Annotated in this window: 17 protein-coding genes and 1 pseudogene; 7 read left to right on the forward strand and 11 right to left on the reverse strand. The window is 68.3% G+C overall.

The features are described from left to right. Positions 1-6: 6 nt before the first annotated feature. The 5 genes from KXD97_RS02310 to pdxH form a co-directional block, all read right to left on the reverse strand. On the reverse strand, positions 7-420 hold the full coding sequence (locus KXD97_RS02310) for a MarR family winged helix-turn-helix transcriptional regulator (RefSeq protein ID WP_260755270.1): 414 nt from the start codon (positions 418-420) through the stop codon (positions 7-9). After that, positions 410-1,846 carry an MFS transporter gene (locus KXD97_RS02315; protein ID WP_260758283.1) on the reverse strand — a complete coding sequence of 479 codons (1,437 nt, stop codon included), beginning with the start codon at positions 1,844-1,846 and terminating at the stop codon, positions 410-412. Before KXD97_RS02315 ends, KXD97_RS02310 begins: the two co-directional genes overlap by 11 nt. 180 nt (positions 1,847-2,026) lie before the next feature. Then, positions 2,027-3,331 (reverse strand): citrate synthase, encoded by a 1,305-nt coding sequence (locus KXD97_RS02320; protein ID WP_260755271.1) that lies wholly within the window; start codon positions 3,329-3,331, stop codon positions 2,027-2,029. 101 nt (positions 3,332-3,432) lie between these two features. Further along, complete coding sequence (locus KXD97_RS02325) at positions 3,433-4,083, reverse strand: TetR/AcrR family transcriptional regulator (protein ID WP_260755272.1); 651 nt, start codon at positions 4,081-4,083, stop codon at positions 3,433-3,435. 92 nt (positions 4,084-4,175) lie between these two features. Continuing rightward, positions 4,176-4,817: a pyridoxamine 5'-phosphate oxidase gene (gene pdxH / locus KXD97_RS02330; protein ID WP_260758285.1), complete on the reverse strand. Its 642-nt coding sequence runs from the start codon at positions 4,815-4,817 to the stop codon at positions 4,176-4,178. Between the two features lie 119 nt (positions 4,818-4,936). On the opposite strand from pdxH, the gene KXD97_RS02335 reads away from it, so the two are divergent. The 3 genes from KXD97_RS02335 to KXD97_RS02345 all read left to right on the forward strand — a co-directional run bounded on the left by KXD97_RS02335 (position 4,937) and on the right by KXD97_RS02345 (position 7,215). Continuing rightward, entirely contained in the window at positions 4,937-6,055 is a 1,119-nt protein-coding gene (locus tag KXD97_RS02335) for a citrate synthase 2 (RefSeq protein ID WP_260755273.1), read from the forward strand. Beyond that, positions 6,052-6,669, forward strand: coding sequence for a maleylpyruvate isomerase family mycothiol-dependent enzyme (locus KXD97_RS02340; protein WP_260755274.1), 618 nt, complete (start codon positions 6,052-6,054; stop codon positions 6,667-6,669). The genes KXD97_RS02335 and KXD97_RS02340 overlap by 4 nt, the downstream gene beginning before the upstream one ends. 72 nt (positions 6,670-6,741) lie before the next feature. Beyond that, positions 6,742-7,215, forward strand: coding sequence for a VOC family protein (locus KXD97_RS02345; protein ID WP_260755275.1), 474 nt, complete (start codon positions 6,742-6,744; stop codon positions 7,213-7,215). On the opposite strand, the gene KXD97_RS02350 is transcribed toward KXD97_RS02345, so the two are convergent. The 3 genes and pseudogenes from KXD97_RS02350 to KXD97_RS02360 form a co-directional block, all read right to left on the reverse strand. After that, positions 7,200-9,860 carry a family 1 glycosylhydrolase gene (locus KXD97_RS02350; RefSeq protein ID WP_260755276.1) on the reverse strand — a complete coding sequence of 887 codons (2,661 nt, stop codon included), beginning with the start codon at positions 9,858-9,860 and terminating at the stop codon, positions 7,200-7,202. The genes KXD97_RS02345 and KXD97_RS02350 overlap by 16 nt on opposite strands. 951 nt (positions 9,861-10,811) lie before the next feature. Continuing rightward, positions 10,812-11,606, reverse strand: a pseudogene (locus KXD97_RS33255) (4Fe-4S binding protein); the annotation flags it as partial. A gap of 19 nt (positions 11,607-11,625) precedes the next feature. Further along, complete coding sequence (locus KXD97_RS02360) at positions 11,626-12,663, reverse strand: diiron oxygenase (protein ID WP_260755278.1); 1,038 nt, start codon at positions 12,661-12,663, stop codon at positions 11,626-11,628. Between the two features lie 217 nt (positions 12,664-12,880). Here KXD97_RS02360 and serC point away from each other — a divergent pair, with 217 nt between their 5' ends. Continuing rightward, positions 12,881-14,005 (forward strand): phosphoserine transaminase, encoded by a 1,125-nt coding sequence (serC, locus tag KXD97_RS02365; protein WP_260755279.1) that lies wholly within the window; start codon positions 12,881-12,883, stop codon positions 14,003-14,005. Positions 14,006-14,095: 90 nt separating this feature from the next. Continuing rightward, the gene (gene sepH, locus KXD97_RS02370; RefSeq protein ID WP_260755280.1) at positions 14,096-14,914 is read left to right on the forward strand and encodes a septation protein SepH; all 819 of its coding nucleotides are present in this window, start codon (positions 14,096-14,098) and stop codon (positions 14,912-14,914) included. 21 nt (positions 14,915-14,935) lie between these two features. Here the strand turns inward: sepH and KXD97_RS02375 are convergent, their stop codons facing one another. Next, positions 14,936-15,208, reverse strand: a complete 273-nt coding sequence (locus tag KXD97_RS02375) for a DUF2537 domain-containing protein (protein ID WP_260755281.1) — start codon at positions 15,206-15,208, stop codon at positions 14,936-14,938. Next, entirely contained in the window at positions 15,205-16,047 is an 843-nt protein-coding gene (locus KXD97_RS02380; RefSeq protein ID WP_396885577.1) for an RNA methyltransferase, read from the reverse strand. Before KXD97_RS02380 ends, KXD97_RS02375 begins: the two co-directional genes overlap by 4 nt. Positions 16,048-16,109: 62 nt before the next feature. Between KXD97_RS02380 and KXD97_RS02385 the strand changes: the two genes are divergently transcribed. Together KXD97_RS02385 and KXD97_RS02390 are read left to right on the forward strand one after the other, a co-directional pair. Beyond that, complete coding sequence (locus KXD97_RS02385) at positions 16,110-16,361, forward strand: DUF2530 domain-containing protein (protein ID WP_260755283.1); 252 nt, start codon at positions 16,110-16,112, stop codon at positions 16,359-16,361. Between the two features lie 10 nt (positions 16,362-16,371). Next, positions 16,372-16,824: an SRPBCC family protein gene (locus KXD97_RS02390; RefSeq protein WP_260755284.1), complete on the forward strand. Its 453-nt coding sequence runs from the start codon at positions 16,372-16,374 to the stop codon at positions 16,822-16,824. 32 nt (positions 16,825-16,856) lie between these two features. Here the strand turns inward: KXD97_RS02390 and KXD97_RS02395 are convergent, their stop codons facing one another. Continuing rightward, the gene (locus tag KXD97_RS02395) at positions 16,857-17,660 is read right to left on the reverse strand and encodes a DUF3027 domain-containing protein (RefSeq protein ID WP_260755285.1); all 804 of its coding nucleotides are present in this window, start codon (positions 17,658-17,660) and stop codon (positions 16,857-16,859) included. Between the last annotated feature and the right edge of the window lie 61 nt (positions 17,661-17,721).

Raw genomic sequence — 17,721 nt, forward strand, 5'->3', positions numbered from 1 at the left:
CCCGAGTTAACCCAGTTTGTCGAAGATCGCCCGCAGCGCGGCGAGGTCGTCCTCGGCCAGCGCGGCCAGGGCCTCGGGCGCCGGGTCGTGGACGGCGTCGATCGTGCGCAGCACGTCGCGGCCGGCGTCGGTGAGCGACACCAGTTTGCAGCGACGGTTGGACGGATCGATGCGGCGCACGACGAGCCCGCGCTCTTCCAGATCGTTGACAGCCACCGTCGCCGCCGGCGCGTCGACGGTGGCCGCCGCGGCGATCTGCTTGACGGTCATGGGGTTTCGCATCAACCGCATCAGGATCCGCACTCTGCTGAACGGAAGGCCGGTGCGCTCGACCACCGACTTCTTCCAGTTGTCCCGGTGATCGTGGACGAATGCGGCCAGATCGCGCCAGACGTCGTCGGCGAGCGGATTACCGGACATGAGCACCACCGACCGGATCCGCTGCACCGGAGACCAACGGGGCCAGCCGCTCGGCCGACCGCAGAGCGCGCTGCGATGTCGCGAACAAGCCGACCCCGAAAATCACCAGACCCAGGGCGATACAGACGAACCACAGCGGTCGCGCAGCCGCCGCGAAATCGGTGCCGCCGACGGCCATCGCCGGGCCGGCAACCGAACCGCACAGTGCCACACCGATGCTCACCCCGACCTGGCGGCTCGTCGACGTCACCGCGGACGCCGCCCCGGCCCGATCCAGCGGCATCCCGCTCACCGCTGCGTTCGTGATCGGCGCATTGACCATCGAGAAGCCGATGCCGAACACCGCAAAGATGATCAGCAGCCACCACACCGGGGTCGTCGCGGTCAGGAACGTCAACATCGTCGCCGCCGCGGTGATCGCCACCCCCGCCACCACCAGGGAGGGCCGCGCGCCGTAGCGGCCGACGAGTCGTCCCGACAGCGGGGAGAACAGCAGCGCGCCGAGGGCTATCGGCAGATAGATCAGGCCGGTGTGCATGGCCGAGAACCCGCGCTCCCCCTGCAGATACAGCGACATCATGAACAGGAACGCACCCCAGGCCGCGAACGCGCTGACCGCGTTGACGGTCGCGGTGGTGAACGGGATGCTGCGGAAGAACCGCAGATCGAGGAACGGGTCGTGACGGCGCGATTCGAACCGCAGGAACGCCGCCAGGGCCACCGCGGCGACGGCACCGATCGCGACGACGCGTGGATTCGTCCAGCCGAGCACCGGCCCCTCGATGAGGGTGAACACCGTGCCGAAGAGGAACAGGATGGCCAGTCCCTGACCGATGGGGTCGACGTTGCGCATCGTCGCCGACTTCGATTCCGGGACGAACACCGCGGTGAGCAGGATGGCCGCCGCGCAGATGGGAAGATTGATCCAGAATACCGAGCGCCACCCGATGGTTTCGATGAGCAGGCCACCGACGATCGGTCCGGCCGCCATCGAGATGCCGGTGATCCCACCCCAGACGCCCAGCGCCCGCGCCCGCTCCACCGGCTTGGTGAAGATCTGCGAGATGATGGACAACGCAACGGGATTGAGCATCGAGCCGCCGATGGCCTGCAGGAAACGAGCCCCGATCAACGCGTCGATGGTAGGCGCCAGGCTGCAGGCCAGGGAGCCGAGCGCGAACAGCGCGAGTCCGGTCTGGAACACCCGCCGGCGACCGAAGCGGTCCCCGGTCGCCCCGGCCAGCATCAGCAGTGACGCCAGCACCAGGGTGTAGATGTCGACCACCCACTGCATCTGCGCGGAGGTTGCCGACAGGTCCTGCCGGATCGACGGGATCGCGACATTGACGATCGTCGCATCCATCGACACGATGAGCAGGCTCAGGCAGCAGGACACCAGGATGATGGCCTTGCGCCTGGGCGTCATCGAGCCGACGGTTGTATTCACACAACTATTGTGAAACTACAACCGTTCGCGGGGCAAGCGGAGTGTGTGTGACGTTCGTCGGCGACGAGCGTGCGGTTACTCGGCGATATGCCCGGCGGGTCGCCCGCCGACACGCACGCTCGCGCGCATCGGGTCGGGACCGCACCGCCGGGTGGCGCCTCAGCGGCCGACGATGCCGGTGTAGTCGCGCTCGGTGTAGCCGGTGTAGATCTGGCGCGGACGGCCGATCTTGTTCGGCTCGCCGTGCATCTCCCGCCAGTGTGCGATCCAGCCCGGCAGCCGGCCCAGCGCGAACAGCACCGTGAACATCCGGGTCGGGAAGCCCATCGCCCGGTAGATCACACCGGTGTAGTAGTCGACGTTCGGGTAGAGCTTGCGCTCGATGAAGAAGTCATCGGTCAGCGCGATCTCTTCGAGCTCCTTGGCGATGTCGAGCAGCTCGTCCTGCACGCCGATCTTGCCGAGGATCTTGTCAGCCTGCTCCTTGACGATGCGCGCCCGCGGGTCGTAGTTCTTGTACACGCGGTGACCGAAGCCCATCAGCTTGACGTTGTCCTCGCGGTTCTTGACCTTCTTCACGAACGTCGCGACGTCGTCGTCACCGGTGCGGATCTTCTCCAGCATCTCCAGCACCGCCTGGTTGGCGCCGCCGTGCAGCGGACCCCACAGGGCATTGATGCCGCCGGAGATCGAGGTGAACAGGTTGGCCTGCGACGAGCCCACCAGCCGCACCGTCGAGGTCGAGCAGTTCTGTTCGTGGTCGGCGTGCAGGATGAACAGCATGTCCAGAGCCCGCACGATCTCCGGGTCGACCTCATACGGTTCGGCGGGGAAGCCGAACGTCATCCGCAGGAAGTTCTCCACCAGCGTCAGCGAGTTGTCCGGGTACAGGAACGGCTGTCCCTCGGACTTCTTGTACGCATACGCCGCGATCGTCGGCAGCTTGGCCAACAGGCGGATGGTGGACAGCTCGACTTGGTGCGGATCGAACGGGTCCAGCGAGTCCTGATAGTAGGCGCTCAGCGCGTTGACCGCGCTGGAGAGCACCGGCATCGGATGCGCGTTGCGCGGGAAGCCGTCGAAGAACCGCTTGAGGTCCTCGTGCAGCAGCGTGTGTCGCTGGATCTTGGTGGTGAAGTCCTCGAGCTGTTCGGCAGTCGGCAACTCACCGTAGATCAGCAGGTAGCTGACCTCGATGAACGTCGACTTCTCGGCCAGCTGCTCGATCGGGTAGCCCCGGTAGCGCAGGATGCCGGCGTCACCGTCGATGTAGGTGATGGCGCTCTTGGTCGACGCCGTGTTGACGAAGCCGCCGTCGAACGTCGTGTAGCCGGTCTTGGCCAACAGCGAACCCAGCGCGATGCCGTCCGCGCCCTCGGAAGCTTTGACGATGTCGAGTTCGAGCTCGCCGCCTGGGTAGACCAGGGTGGCATGCTCCTGCCCGGCGTCGGCGTTATCGGCCACTGGGATCCCTTCAGGTCTGTCGGGTGTGTCGATCAGTCGGAGTCTGCCTACAAAAGGTAGTCCCATCCCAGCAGTCACGCCCGCGGGGGGCTGTCACAAGGTCAGACGGGCAGCCCCAGGTCGGCGATTTCGCCGGTGAACTCCGCATAGGTGGACTCGAAGGCCTCGATCGCATCGTCGACGCTGACGAGGACGTCGGGGCCGGTCCGGCGGCTGAGATCCTGCAGCGCGGTCATCATCAACGCACCCCACACCGCCGCGAGCAGCCTCACCCTCCGGTCGTCTACGGTGGTGCCCATCCGTTCGGCGACCACCGCGTCCACGGCACTGGCCCGGTACTCGATGGTGGCCTGACGCAGCGTCGCCGAGGACATCGTGATCCGCAGAATCTGCATCAGCCGCTCGGCCGACAGGCCGTCGGCGGGCGCCAGCTTGCAGGACTCGGCCATCGCCACGTACGCGCGTCGCAGCGCCTCCAGATGGCTCAGGTACCGCGGTTGGCGGGCCAGTTCGGCGGCAGTGCGCACCAGCACCTCGTCGATCAGGGCCAACGCGATGGCGTCCTTGGTCGCAAAGTAGCGGCTGAACGTGCGGGGGGACACCTCCGCGATCGCGGCGATCTGGTCGACCGTGGTGCCGTCAAAGCCCTGTCGGTCGCACAAGCCCACAGCGGCGTCGATCAGCGTGGCACGTGTTCTGCGCTTCTTGCGTTCGCGCAGACCGAGAACCGGTTCCCGCCTGGCTTCACCCACGTCCCGGATGGTAACGGTCGGCAGGCGGCTGCAGGGCGAAAATGGCAGGTTGGGAGATCGCCGGCGGCCCCGACCCGGCAGCCCGGGGCGGGTCAGGGTTGCAGACGTTCCACCCGGCCGTCGTGCACCCGAATCCTGTTGTGCACCCGGTTCTCCCGCCCCTGCCAGAACTCGACGACCTCGGGGGCGATGAGGTATCCGCCCCATTGCGGCGGCACGGGCACCTCCTCCAGGTCGGCGAACCGCTTCGTGACGTCTTCGAGCTGCCGCATCAGCGCGGCCCGCGACACGACGGGCCGGCTCTGCTGTGAGGCCCAGGCCCCCAGCTGCGATCCGCGGGGACGCTTCCGCCAGTAGTCGGACGTCTCCTCCGGCGACACCTTGGTGACAGCGCCGCGGACGTGGACCTGCCGGCCCAGCAGGTACCACGGGAAGGTCGCCGACGCGTACGGCACGGCAGCGAGCTGCTCGCCCTTGTCAGAGGCGTAATTCGTGTAGAACGAGATTCCGGTCTGGTCGACGCTCTTGCACAACACGGTGCGAGTGACCGGCCTGCCCTGACTGTCGACGGTGGCGATCACCATCGCGTTGGGCTCTGCGACGCCGGCCTGCACGGCGTCGGCCATCCACCGGTTGAGCAGATCCACCCAGCCGGTCGAAGGGTCCGGGCCCAGCCAGTCGGCATCGAGATCGTCGCTGCCGTCCTTCTCCACCGATCCATATTCGACGCGCATCCGCGCCAGGTGATCAGAAGTGCCCACCTGCCAGACGGTACGCCGACGGTGCGGAATGGTCGGCTCCGCCGACGGTCCCGAATGGTCGGCTCCGCCGACGGTGGTGCGACAATCAGCCCATGACAGCGGTGCCGAAGGATTTCGCCCCCGGGCTGGCGGGCGTGGTGGCGTTCGAAACCGAGATCGCCGAACCGGACAAGGACGGCGGGGCGCTCCGCTACCGGGGCGTCGACATCGAGGATCTGGTAGCCCACCGGGTCACCTTCGGCGACGTCTGGGGGCTGCTGGTCGACGGCAGGTTCGGCCGCGGTCTGCCACCAGCCGAACCGTTCCCGCTGCCGATCCACAGCGGCGACGTCCGCGTCGACGTGCAGGCCGGACTGGCCATGCTGGCTCCGATCTGGGGCTACCCGCCGATCCTGGACATCGACGACGAGACCGCACGCGATCAGCTCGCCCGCGCCTCGGTGATGGCACTCTCCTACGTCGCGCAGTCCGCTCGCGGCATCTATCAGCCCGCGGTACCGCAGCGCACCGTGGATGAATGTGACACTGTCACAGCACGTTTCATGACCCGTTGGCAGGGTGAACCCGACCCGAGGCACATCGAGGCGATCGACGCCTACTGGGTCAGCGCCGCCGAGCACGGGATGAACGCCTCGACGTTCACCGCCCGGGTCATCGCGTCCACGGGCGCCGACGTGGCCGCGGCGCTCTCAGGTGCCATCGGGGCGATGAGTGGGCCGCTGCACGGCGGCGCGCCCGCACGGGTGATCCCGATGATCGAAGAGGCCGAGCGCACCGGCGACGCCCGCGCGGTGGTCAAGGGGATCCTGGACCGCAACGAGAAGCTGATGGGCTTCGGACACCGGGTGTACCGGGCCGAGGACCCCCGTGCCCGGGTGCTGCGCGCCACCGCACAGCGGCTGCAGGCGCCGCGCTACGAGGTGGCCGCGGCGCTGGAGCAGGCCGCGCTGGCCGAGTTGCGGGAGCGCAGGCCGGACCGCCCGATCGAGACCAATGTGGAGTTCTGGGCCGCGGTGATCCTGGACTTCGCGCAGGTGCCGCCGAAGATGATGCCCGCGATGTTCACCTGCGGCCGCACCGCCGGCTGGTGCGCCCACATCCTCGAGCAGAAGCGCCTCGGCAAGCTGGTCCGGCCGTCGGCGGTGTACGTCGGCCCCGAACCGCGCAGCCCGGAATCGGTCGAGGGCTGGGACCTGCTGACTCGGAGATGACATCCACCGCCCGTGAAGTGTTCGCCTCGGCCGCAGACTATTTCGCGGCCCTGGTGAGGCGGATCCCTGACGACCGCTGGAACGACCCCGGTCTGGGCGAGTGGAACGTGCGCGACCTGATCGGCCACACGTCACGGTCGCTGATCACGGTCAGCACGTATCTGAAGGTGCCGGCGCACCGCGAGGATGTCGCCGACGCGGCGGACTACTACGTCAAGATGCACTCCTATGCCGCGGGCATGGGCGCCGCGGCCGTCGTCGAACGCGGCCGGCAGGCGGGTCGTGATCTCGGCGCCGATCCCGCCGCCGCGGTCGAGACGTTGGCGTCCCGGGCGCTGGCCGACGTGGCTGCCGTCGACGACCCGCTGATCGAGGTGATCGGCGGCCTGGGCATCCGGTTGAGCAGCTATCTGCCCACCCGGACCTTCGAGATCGCGGTGCATGGCCTCGACATCGCCCGCGCGGTCGGGATCGACGGCGAACCACCCGCCGAGGTGCTGTCGGAGGCCGCGGCGCTGGCCGGCCGAGTCGGTGCGGCGCTGGGTCAGGGACCGGTGATGCTGCTCGCGCTGACAGGACGCGCCGCACTGCCGGACGGCTTTTCCGTCGTGTGATCTGGTCACCGCGATGAGTTTTTGATCGACTGGGAGTCTGCACCGGCAGTCCACTCACCGTGAGGAGTAACCATGGCCGTGACAGACGAAGCCAACCAACCCATGCTGGTCCCCCACCTCGTCGTCGACGACGCCGCGGCTGCGCTCGACTTCTACGCCAACGCCTTCGGCGCCGAGGAGATGGTCCGAATGCCCGGTCCGGGCGGGAAGCTCATCCACGCCGCCATGCGGATCAACGGAGCCATGGTCTTCCTCAACGACGACTTCCCCGAATTCAACGACGGCAAGGCGAGCACGCCGACCGCACTGGGCGGATCGTCGGTGACCATCCACTTGCACGGCCCTGATGTCGACGGGCGGTTCCAGCGGGCACTCGATGCCGGCGCCACCGTCGTCAGTCCGCTCGAGGACCAGTTCTGGGGCGACCGCTACGGAGTGCTGCGCGACCCGTTCGGCCACCAGTGGTCACTGGCCGAGACGGTCCGCGAGGTCGACATGAACGAGGTGCTGGCGCAGATGGCCGACGGCGGTCAGCCCGGGATGTAGCTCTGCAGCAACGCGATCGGCAGCCCGTTGCCGGTGGTGATGCCGCGCAGCGCAGCGATACTCGCCGGCTTGGGGATCCGTTCCAGCTCAGGGGTGTCCGGGTCCGATCCGTACAGTCCGAACTGCAGCTCGTAGCCCTCGGCCCATTCCAGGTTGTCGACGAACGACCAGTAGGTGTAGCCCCGGATGTCGGTGCCGTGGGCCACCAGATCCTGTACGACCGCGACGTGGTTGACGATGTAGGAGGGCCGCTTGGTGTCCTCATCGTCGGCGATCCCGTTCTCGGTGACCCACAGCGGTTTTCCGTAGGACGCCGCGAGCTCGAGCACCTCTCGGAAACCACCGGGGTCGGTCGGCTGATTGAAGTCACTGCAGGTGGCTTCCTGTGCCGAGCAGCGGATCGGGAAGCCGCGCAGGAACGGGAAACCCGGCAGCGGTGCGACGCCGAACCCCGCCATCGGTTGCGACCCGTAGTACTGCACACCCAGGAAGTCGACCTTGCCGGCCATGTCGGGGTGGATCTCGTCGGAGGTCTTGACACCGTCGAAGTTCGCGTCGACCCAGCCCTCGATAACAGCGTTCGGGAACCACTTGTTGTAGAAGTGGTTCCACGCCTCGGCGGCCTGGACGTCCAGCGGGTTGACCGGATTGGCCGGCCGCGCCGGGATCATGTTGTGGGTGAAGCCGACGAACGCCGCCGGCCCTCCCGCGGTGGCCGCGGTCGTGTCCCAGGCGTGGATCGCGTCGTAGGCGGCGACGTGTCCGATTGCCTGGTTCACCAGGAACGTCGAGGCCAGATCCGGTCGGATCACCCCGGGCGGCCAGTTGGGCACCACCCACGGGATCGCCAGGAACTCGGTGAGCACCGGCGGGAACGGTTCGTTGAGGGTGGCCCAGTTGTCGACCTGGTCGCCGTATTTCCATGCGACGTAGGCGGCGTACTTCTCGAATTCCTCCGCGGTGTTCGGGGACAACCAGCCCGCCGCCGGCGCCGGTAGCCCGAGCTGGATCAGCGGTCGCGCGACGATCGGATCGTGCACCCAGACCGGCAGCGTGAAGTGGTTGACGGTGACGAACGGATCGAGGCCGTACTGCCTCAGCGTCGCGAACACCGCCCGGTAGTGGGCCACCTCGTCCTGGTCGGCCAGCGCGTCGAGCGCCTCGAGGTCGGCCGGGCTCAGTGCTCCCCCTTCGTCGGAGATATTCACCGCTGCAGTCGAACTCGGGAAGATGCGGCTCCATTCGATGCTCATCCGGAAGGTGTTCACGCCGAGTTCGTCACGGGCCAGCGCAGCGTCATCGGCGTAGGAGACGTAGGCGCCCGGCCCGTTCTCCGGCACCCCCTTGACCAGCCCGAGCAGCCGGTTGAACGGATCGTGCACCCAGCGGTACCAGTCCGAGCGGGTGTCGACCGGAGCACCGGGTCCGCCTTCGGCCTGAAACCCGGAATGGGCGACGCCCCATCGGAAGTCGTCGGGCAGCGATAGGTCGATGCCCTCGACCGGTGAGACGGAGACGGTGACGGTGACAGTGCGGCCGTGCCCACCGCCGGGATTGAGGAGGTTGCCCAGGACCGGGACGAACTGCAGCCAGCCGAACAGCCCGTGCACGTGCAGGCCGTCGTGCTCGTCGCTGACGGCGACGGTGAAGGTGTCCGTACCGCCGACCGCGGCCATCGCGTTCATCGGCCGGTACACGAAGTTCCCGTCGGCGTCGACGGTGACCGTCCCGCCGTTGTGCGGGCGTCCGATCACCGTGTAGGTCAGGGCGTCACCGTCGGGATCCTCGATGCTTATGTTGCCGGTGATGCGAACCTCACCGTCGATGAGACTCTGGGTGTGCGGAAGCGGATTGTCCACCGGCGCGGGTGTGCCGTTGAAGAACTCGCGTCGCACCCAGGCCAGCAGAGCCCAGCCGGACGGGTCGGCGGGGGGCCTGGGCGGACCGGCGGCGAACGGCCGCAACAGCGCGTCTACGAAGCTGATGGTCAGGTCAACGACGTAGGTGACGACGCTGCGCAGATCGAACGCGGTCGGCCACGGCCGCCAAGACGGCACCTTCGGCGGCGCGAACGTCGTCAACGCCGTGGCGGCGAAGGTGTCCGCCACGGGCGCCACCTCGTCGTTGCCGGGCGACTCCGGCAATTCCGCTGCGGAGGTCACAGCGCCGTCGAACGTGGCGGCGGGACCCGCATCAACGTCTTCTTCGATTCCCACGACGGGCTCGTCGTACCCGCGCTTGTCCACGTCGACGGCCGGTGTGTCCGTGTCGGTGTCGACCGGGTCGTCTTCGCCCTTGACATCCCCGCCGTCGAAGTGGTCTTCCCCTGGGTCCTCCCCGCCGAGGCCGTTGCCGGACTCCTCGCCTAGATCCTGCCCGGACTCCTCGCCGGGCTCTGGGCTGCCGAGGTCTTCCTCGTCGGACTCCACGCCCGGATCGCCGTCGACACCAACCTCGGTGTCCCCGGAGGCACCGGGCTCAGTGTCCGGGCCCGGCGCTGCCGCCGGCGGATCGGACTCCGAGGTGGTTCCCGGCGGGGCATCCTCATTCGCCCACGCGACACCGGATCCGGTGAACACCGCGGCCCCGACTCCCAACGCCACGGCCAGGCCTCCGACACGACCCACGAACTGCGCAGAACCCATGCCTTTGCATACCTCCGGCGGGCGACCCCGGGGGCGGTTTGGCCAAACTCCGTGGCGTGCGCGCGGTCAGCGGCGCAGGCCGGCCAGCAACCGCTGATGCACCGGCGGGGCCGACGCATTCGCGGCGACACCCACCATCTCTGCGACGGAGGTGAACTTGTCACGCGGACGCAGCCCGGCCCCACGCCCGATCTCGGCCTGATCGATGGCGTGCCACCCGTCGGCGTCGATGACAGCCGGCTGCCTGCCGCGGACGAAACGCCGCAGCGCTGAGGGTTTCTCGACGGGGTCGGTGAGCAGACCGTCGTTGTAGTCGGCGACCAGATTGCGCACGGTTTCGGCGGCACAGGACTTGTTGGTGCCGATGAAACCCGTCGGTCCGCGCTTGATCCAGCCGGCCACGTAGCTGCCGCGTACCGGTGCGCCCGTCTCGGGGTCGATCACCCGGCCGCCCGCGTTGGGCACCGCGGCGGTTGCGTCGTCGAACGGCAACCCGCGAATCGGTCTGCCGCGGTAGCCGATGGACGTGAGCACCAGACCCGCCTCGATGTCGCGGGTCTCGTCGGTGCCGGTCACGACGAACTCGACGCCTGCCGCGCGCTGCTCGCCCCGCACCCGACGCGGGGTCAGCTGGTAGGCCAGGCGGATGCGCGGCCGGGTGACCGGAGCCGTCGCGTCGCCGAGCTTGGACAGGACTTCGAGTTTGTTGCGGGTCAGCGGATCGGTGGTCTCGGCCAGCGCCGCGAGCACCAGCTCATGGTCGGCCGGGTCGAGCACCACCTCACACGTCGAGGTCAGCCCGATCAACTCCGGCAGCGTGAACGCCGAGGCCGCCGGCCCCCGCCGGGCGGCGATCACCACCTCCTGGACGCGGGAGTCCCGCAGCGCGTCCAGCGCATGCTCGGCGATGTCGGTGCGCGCCAACACATCCGGGTCGGTGGTCAGGATGCGGGCCACGTCCAGGGCGACGTTGCCGTTGCCGATGACCACGACACGCTCACCGCTCAGATCGACCGGCAGACCCGCGAATTCGGGGTGGCCGTTGTACCACGCAACCACCTCGGTGGCCGTTGCGGTGCCGGCGAGGTCCATGCCGTCGACCTGCAGGCGCTTGTCGTCGGGGGCGCCCACCGCGTAGAGCACGGCGTGATGATGGGCGAGCAGTTCGTGGTGGGTGATGTCCGAGCCCACCTCGACATTGAGGTAGAACGTGAAACCCGCACGCGCAGCGATCTTGTCGAAGAGGTTCGTCACCCGCTTGGTGCTCTGGTGATCCGGTGCGACACCGGCACGGACCAGACCGTACGGCGTCGGCAACTTCTCAAAGACGTTGACCCGCACCCCCGTCTGGGTGAGCAACTCGTCGGCCGCGTACATCGCCGCCGGGCCCGACCCGACCACCGCGACCGTGAGCGGCCCCCCGGCTCTCGGACGCACGACCGGAGCTTCCTGTACCGGCGCCAGCTTCGACGTCGGAGGCAGCTTGCCGTCGCGCTTCGGATAGAACGCGGCGTTGAGTTCGACGAAGGGAAGCTGCTCGGGTTGGAGCCGGGTGTCCGGGGCGATGGCGCCGACCGGGCAGGCCGACACGCAGGCCCCGCAATCCACACAGGCCACCGGGTCGATGTAGAGCATCTCGGCGGTCGCGAAGCCGGGCTCGTCCGGGGTCGGGTGGATGCAGTTGACCGGGCAGGCGTAGACGCAGGACCCGTCGCTGCAGCACGACTGGGTGATCACATGAGGCATGACGTGGGACTTCCGGGCCCTAGGCGGCGCTCACGACGTGCTGACGCGCGGGCTCGCTGCGGTACCGGCTCGGCGGTCCGTCGATCTTGCAGATTCGCCACATCAGCTTGGCGAACGGATTCATCAAACCGGTCTCGTGGCACAGCATCCGGACATCGCCGAACATGTCGCGCAGGAACTGCCGCGCCACGGGGGTGCCGAAGAAGATCTCCTTCTTCACCGAACGCGGGATGTCGAACTCCTGCCAGAAGGACTTGGGCGGCACGATGATCGCCTGGCACAGCACCCGCATGATGATCGGCACGTTGAGCGACAGCAGGAACTTCTGCCGGCGGTTCAGGTGCGGCACCCGCTTCCGCAGGTATTCATGGGCGAACGAGATGTGGCGGGCCTCCTCGGCGACGTGGATCGCCATGACGCGCTCCATGATCGGGTGCAGCGCCTTGCCCTCGCGCAGGATGTTCTTCTGGGTGTGGTCGATCGGCTCCTCGCCGGCGAGCACGCCGAAGAAGAACGGGATGGGCAGCGGGCCGGCGGCCAGCGGGATGAACTGGGAGAGCCACTTCAGCAGCCGGGGCATGCCGGGGACGTCGGCACCGATGCGGTTGACCATCTCCTGGAACATCATCGTGTGGTTGCACTCCTCGACCGACTCGTGGAGGCAGTACCGGTACTCCGGCGACCCGTTGGGCACCCAGAAGGCGTAGTTCATCAGGCCGCGGATCAGGATCGACTCGAAATGCAGACCGACCTTGGCGACGTTGGCCTGGCGCCACATGCCGATCGCGATCTGCTTGTCCTTCGGCTGGGACCGGTACCACTCATGCTTGCCGAACGGGTCGGTGCCGGGCAGGATCCAGCGCTCATCGTTGGGCGTCACCGCGAACTCGGGCGAGTCCCAGTCGATGTCGGTGTACGGGTTGAAATTGCGCCGCACCGAGCCTTCAGACAGCGTGGTCAGCATCTCGACGTAGGCCCTGTCTTCCGGGCTGTCCCCGATTTCCATGTTTTTGCGCCAGCGCCGGATGATGCGCGTCCGAGCTTCCTTGACAGCCATTGCCGCCTCCCGTGAGGTTTACATTCTCGTGCTCGTTGTCCAGTGACAGTACCCGCGGTCCCATGAATTAACCAGGGTCTTCTCCGGGATGTGCGTCAACCTGGTTATCCCCATCACATGTGGCCCCCATCACATCGAAGAGGCCCTCGGGCGGACGCGCGAAGACCGCGGGTGCCCGAATTTCTCCGGCTTGAGCTCCGGTTCTAGGCTTGGCGCCATGGCCGACAGCTCGCCCTCCCTGACCATCCCCTCCGATCTCAAGCCCGCCGACGGGCGATTCGGCTGCGGGCCGTCAAAGGTCCGGCCGGAACAGCTGCAGGCCCTCGCCACGGCCGGCCACCTGTTCGGCACCTCGCACCGGCAGGCGCCGGTGAAGAACCTCGTCGGTCGCGTCCGCGACGGACTGCGCCAGCTGTTCTTCCTGCCCGACGGGTACGAAGTGATCCTCGGCAACGGCGGGTCGACGGCATTCTGGGACGCCGCCGCGTTCGGGTTGATCGACAAGCGCTCGCTCCACCTGACCTACGGCGAGTTCAGCTCCAAGTTCGCCTCCGCCGTGGCCAAAAACCCGTTCGTCGGCGACCCGGTCGTCGTCAAGGCCGACGCGGGCAGCGCGCCCGCGCCACAGTCGGACCCGTCGGTCGACCTGATCGCGTGGGCACACAATGAGACCTCGACCGGAGTGGCGGTCCCGGTGGGGCGCCCGGAGGGATCGGGCGACGCGCTCGTGGCGATCGATGCGACCTCCGCGGCGGGCGGCCTGCCGGTCGACATCACCCAGGCCGACGCCTACTACTTCGCACCCCAGAAGAACTTCGCCGGTGACGGCGGCCTGTGGCTGGCGATCCTGTCTCCGGCAGCGCTGGCCCGGGTGGAGGCCATCGCGGGTTCGGGTCGCTGGGTGCCGGAGTTCCTGTCTCTGCCGATCGCCATCGAGAACAGCCTCAAGAACCAGACCTACAACACCCCGGCGATCGCCACGCTGATCCTGCTCGCCGAGCAGATCGACTGGCTGCTGGGCAACGGCGGCCTGGACTGGGCGACCAAGCGCACCGCCGAGTCATCGTCGCGGCTGTACTCGTGGGCCGAGGCCGCCTCGTTTGCGACACCGTTCGTCACCGACCCGACCCTGCGGTCGCAAGTGGTGGGGACGGTCGACTTCTCCGACGACGTGGACGCCGCCGCCGTCGCCAAAATCCTGCGAGCCAACGGCATCGTCGACACCGAGCCGTACCGCAAGCTGGGCCGCAACCAGCTTCGCGTCGGGATGTTCCCCGCGGTCGAGCCCGACGACGTCAGCGCCCTGACCGCATGCGTCGACTGGGTGGTGCAGCGGTTGTAGCCCCGTGCCGCGTGTCATCCCGGTTACGGATTGATCACGCAGTAGGGTCACCTTCTGTATCGGGCTCGCGCAAGCCCGGAGGAGGTCGCAATGAGAGAGCTCAAGGTCGTCGGACTGGATGTCGACGGCAGACGCATCATCTGCGAGACCAGCGACTCCGACGAGAAGTTCGTCCTCCGCTCCGACGAACGGCTCAAGGCCGCCGTGCGCGGTGACCGCGCCGGATCGGCCCAGACCACCATCGATGTCGAGGTTCCCACGTTGCTGCGTCCGCGCGAGATCCAGTCGAAGATCAGGGCCGGAGCATCGGTCGAACAGGTCGCCGCGGCCGCCGGAGTCGACATCGCCCGCGTCGAACGGTTCGCCCACCCGGTGCTGCTGGAGCGCGCCCGCGCGGCCGAACTGGCCACCGCTGCGCATCCGGTGCTGGCCGACGGCCCGTCGGTGCTGACCCTGCTCGAAACGGTCACCTCGGCGCTCATTGCCCGCGGACTGGATCCCGACGGCGCGGACTGGGACGCCTGGCGCAACGAGGACGGCCGGTGGACCGTGCAGTTGGCCTGGAAGGCCGGTATGTCGGACAACGTGGCCCACTTCCGCTACGCGCCCGGCGCGCACGGCGGCACCGTCACCGCGTTCGACGACGCCGCGTCCGAGTTGATCGATCCGAATTTCGCGCGCCCACTGCGTCCGCTGGCGGCGGTGGCACAGCTAGCCCTGGGCGAACCCGACGAGGTCCAGGCACCTGCCCCGGTCGAGTCACCCGAACCCGAACCCGCGCCCGAGGTCGCCGAGACGCCTGAGCCCGCACCGGCGGCCAAGGCCCCCCGCTCCCGCAAGAGCAGGCCCGCCGTGCCGGCGTGGGAGGACGTCCTGCTCGGTGTCCGTTCCAGCGGCGGCCAGCGCTAGCTTCTACGCGCGCAACGTTTTTCACCCACCCGAGGCGGCGATCGCCAGCAACGCGATCCAGGCCGCGGCGACACCGGCGCCCGTCCCGAGCACGAACCAGCGCCACACCGGCACACGGCGCCAACCCCAGACCGTGGGCGCCAGACCGCCCACCGCAACGAGATTCAGTCCCGCAGCGAGCAGCACGTGCACCCGCATCAGCCCGATGCTGAGCACGATGACGGCGGCGGCCACCACCGCCGCGACGAACACCGCGACCGTCAGGCCCGTCCCCCACGGCGTCTCGTCGCTCACCGGGCGAGCCTATCCCGCTCATAGAACGCCAGCGCGGCAGCAGTTGCGACGTTCAGCGAATCCGTACCGCGCGACATCGGAATACGCACGCGCACATCGCTGGCCCGCATCGTGTGTTCCTTCAGGCCGGGCCCTTCGGCGCCCACCAGGATGGCCACCCGCTGCTCCGCCAGACCGGACATCGCCTCGGCGAGGGTCTGCACCTCAGGGTCCGGCGTCATCGCGAGCAACCGAAAACCGCTCTGCCGCAACAACTCCAGATCACCGGGCCAGTGGCCGGCCTTGGCGAACGGCACCAGCAGGGCATGCCCCATCGACACCCGAACCGCCCGCCGGTATAGCGGGTCGGCGCAGCCGCTGCCGAACACCACCGCGTCCACACTCAGTCCCGCGGCGTTCCGGAAGACCGAGCCCAGGTTCTCGTGGTCGTTGACACCTTCGAGCACGGCGACGGTCCGCGCCCCCGCGAGCACCTCGGGCACCGTCAGATCGGGGGCCCGGGAGGCCGACGCCAGCACCCCGCGGTTCAAATGGAAGCCGACCGCCTCGGCCATCACCTCCGCCGACGCCCGGTAGAACGGCGCCCCGATGCCGTCGAGGTCCGCCCCCAGTTCGGCCAACCGCCGATCGGTGCCCAGCAGCGCGCGAGGGACGAACCGCGACGCGAGCATCCGCTGTACCACCAGCACACCCTCGGCGATGACCAACCCCTTGCCGCTGGGAAGGTCGGGTCTGCGGTCGACACTGTTGAGATCACGGAAGTCGTCGAGTCGCGGGTCGGACGGATCGCTGACGTCGATGACTTCAACGCCGTTGGCGATCACGCTGTTTCGAGGCAGGCAGTGACGAGCACAGCGCTGAGACTACCCAGCGCCCCGCGGTGGTCGTTAAGTTGGACGCGATGGACACCGATTCCGAACCGCAACCCCCGCCGCTGCCCGGGGGCCTGCTGACGCCGTGGCCCGTCATCGTGGTGATCGCGTGCGGATGGCTGATCGCCGCCGTGCTGGCGTTCACGGTCGGCGCTCTGCACGAGTGGCGTCCGGTCACCGTCGCCGGCCTCGGCGTCGGAGTGCTTGGCACGACGATATTTCTGTGGCAACGTCACGCGGTGCGCCGCGGACACCGCGGCGCTCAACGCGGTTTGACGTAGGAGGAATTCGATGGCAGCGCCGGTTTTGCAGGCCGAGGTCGACATCAACGCGCCGGTGTCCAAGGTCTGGGCGCTCGTCTCGGATCTGAGCAAGATGCCGCAGTGGAGCCCGCAGTGCCGCCTGATGAAGCCGGTCGGCCAGCTGCGCCAGGGTGCCCGCACCGTGAATTTCAACAGGCGCGGACTCCTGTTCTGGCCCACCACCTGCCGGATCACCGAGTTCATCCCCGAAAAGAAGCTGGCGTTCCGGGTCAACGAGAACCACACCGTATGGAGCTATGAACTGGAGCCGACGGAAGCCGGCACCCGGCTGGTCGAGACCCGGCACGCCGAGAACGGCACGACGGCGGTGTCGAATTTTCTGGTCGGCAAGTTCATGGGCGGCGTCCCGAACTTCGAGCAGGAACTCATCGAAGGCATGAACGCATCGCTGACGCGCATCAAGACCGCCGCGGAGCGCTGACCGGGCCGACTACTCGCTGCGCTCCGGGCCGACTACTCGCTGCGCTCGACGAGATCGAGGACCCCGTCGTCGTACGGATCGAACAGCGGCGACCCATTGCCGCCGGGAGCCGGCGTATCCGAGTGCGCACCACACCCGTACTCGGCGTCGACCACGTGCCCGTCGGCGGCGTACTCGTTAGCGCACACGCCGAACAGCCCGCCGAGAGAACCGCCGAGCGGTACGTAGAAGGCGCAGTCCCGGCACACGCGCCGGGTGCCCCGGGCCATCGGCGTGCCCGGCCCGTAGTCGCCGTCGTGCCAGCGCTGGGCGGCGTCGTTGCGGCCCCACAGACTCAACACCTGGCGACGTCCGAGACCCACCTCGACCGCGACCTCGTCGATCTGCGGATCGCCGGTGGCCGTGTAACCCGGAACGAGTCGGGGATCATCGGCAGGCGGAGCCAGCAGGTCACCCGGCCCGAGGTCACCCGGCCGGATCCGTTCGTCCCACGGCACCCATTTGGGCGCGAGCAGTGCGGTCGGGCCGGGCACGAGGACGACCTCACTGATCGTGGCGCGCTCGGCGCCGGGACACGCGGCGACAACGACGGCCCACTGCCAGCCGCGATACCCCGGCATCTCCGCGAGGAAGCGATGGGTGGCCGAACTCGGGTCCTCGAAACCCGCGCCGAGGTATTCACCCACGGTGTCCTCGCCGCTGTATTCCACGATCGCTGCACGCGCCGCCTCCACAGCGCCGAGCAGCACCGCTTCAAGCTCGGGCCCGGGGCTCTCGACCGCCGGCGGGTCGACCTCGGCACCCGGTACGGCGGCCTGCGGGTCGGGTTCGGTCATGCTGTCCATCGCCTCCAATACTGCCTGAGCCGGGCGAAGGCCAGCCACACCGGTCGGCTGC

The sequence above is a fragment of the Mycobacterium sp. SMC-8 genome (assembly GCF_025263565.1).
Taxonomy (GTDB): Bacteria; Actinomycetota; Actinomycetes; order Mycobacteriales; family Mycobacteriaceae; genus Mycobacterium.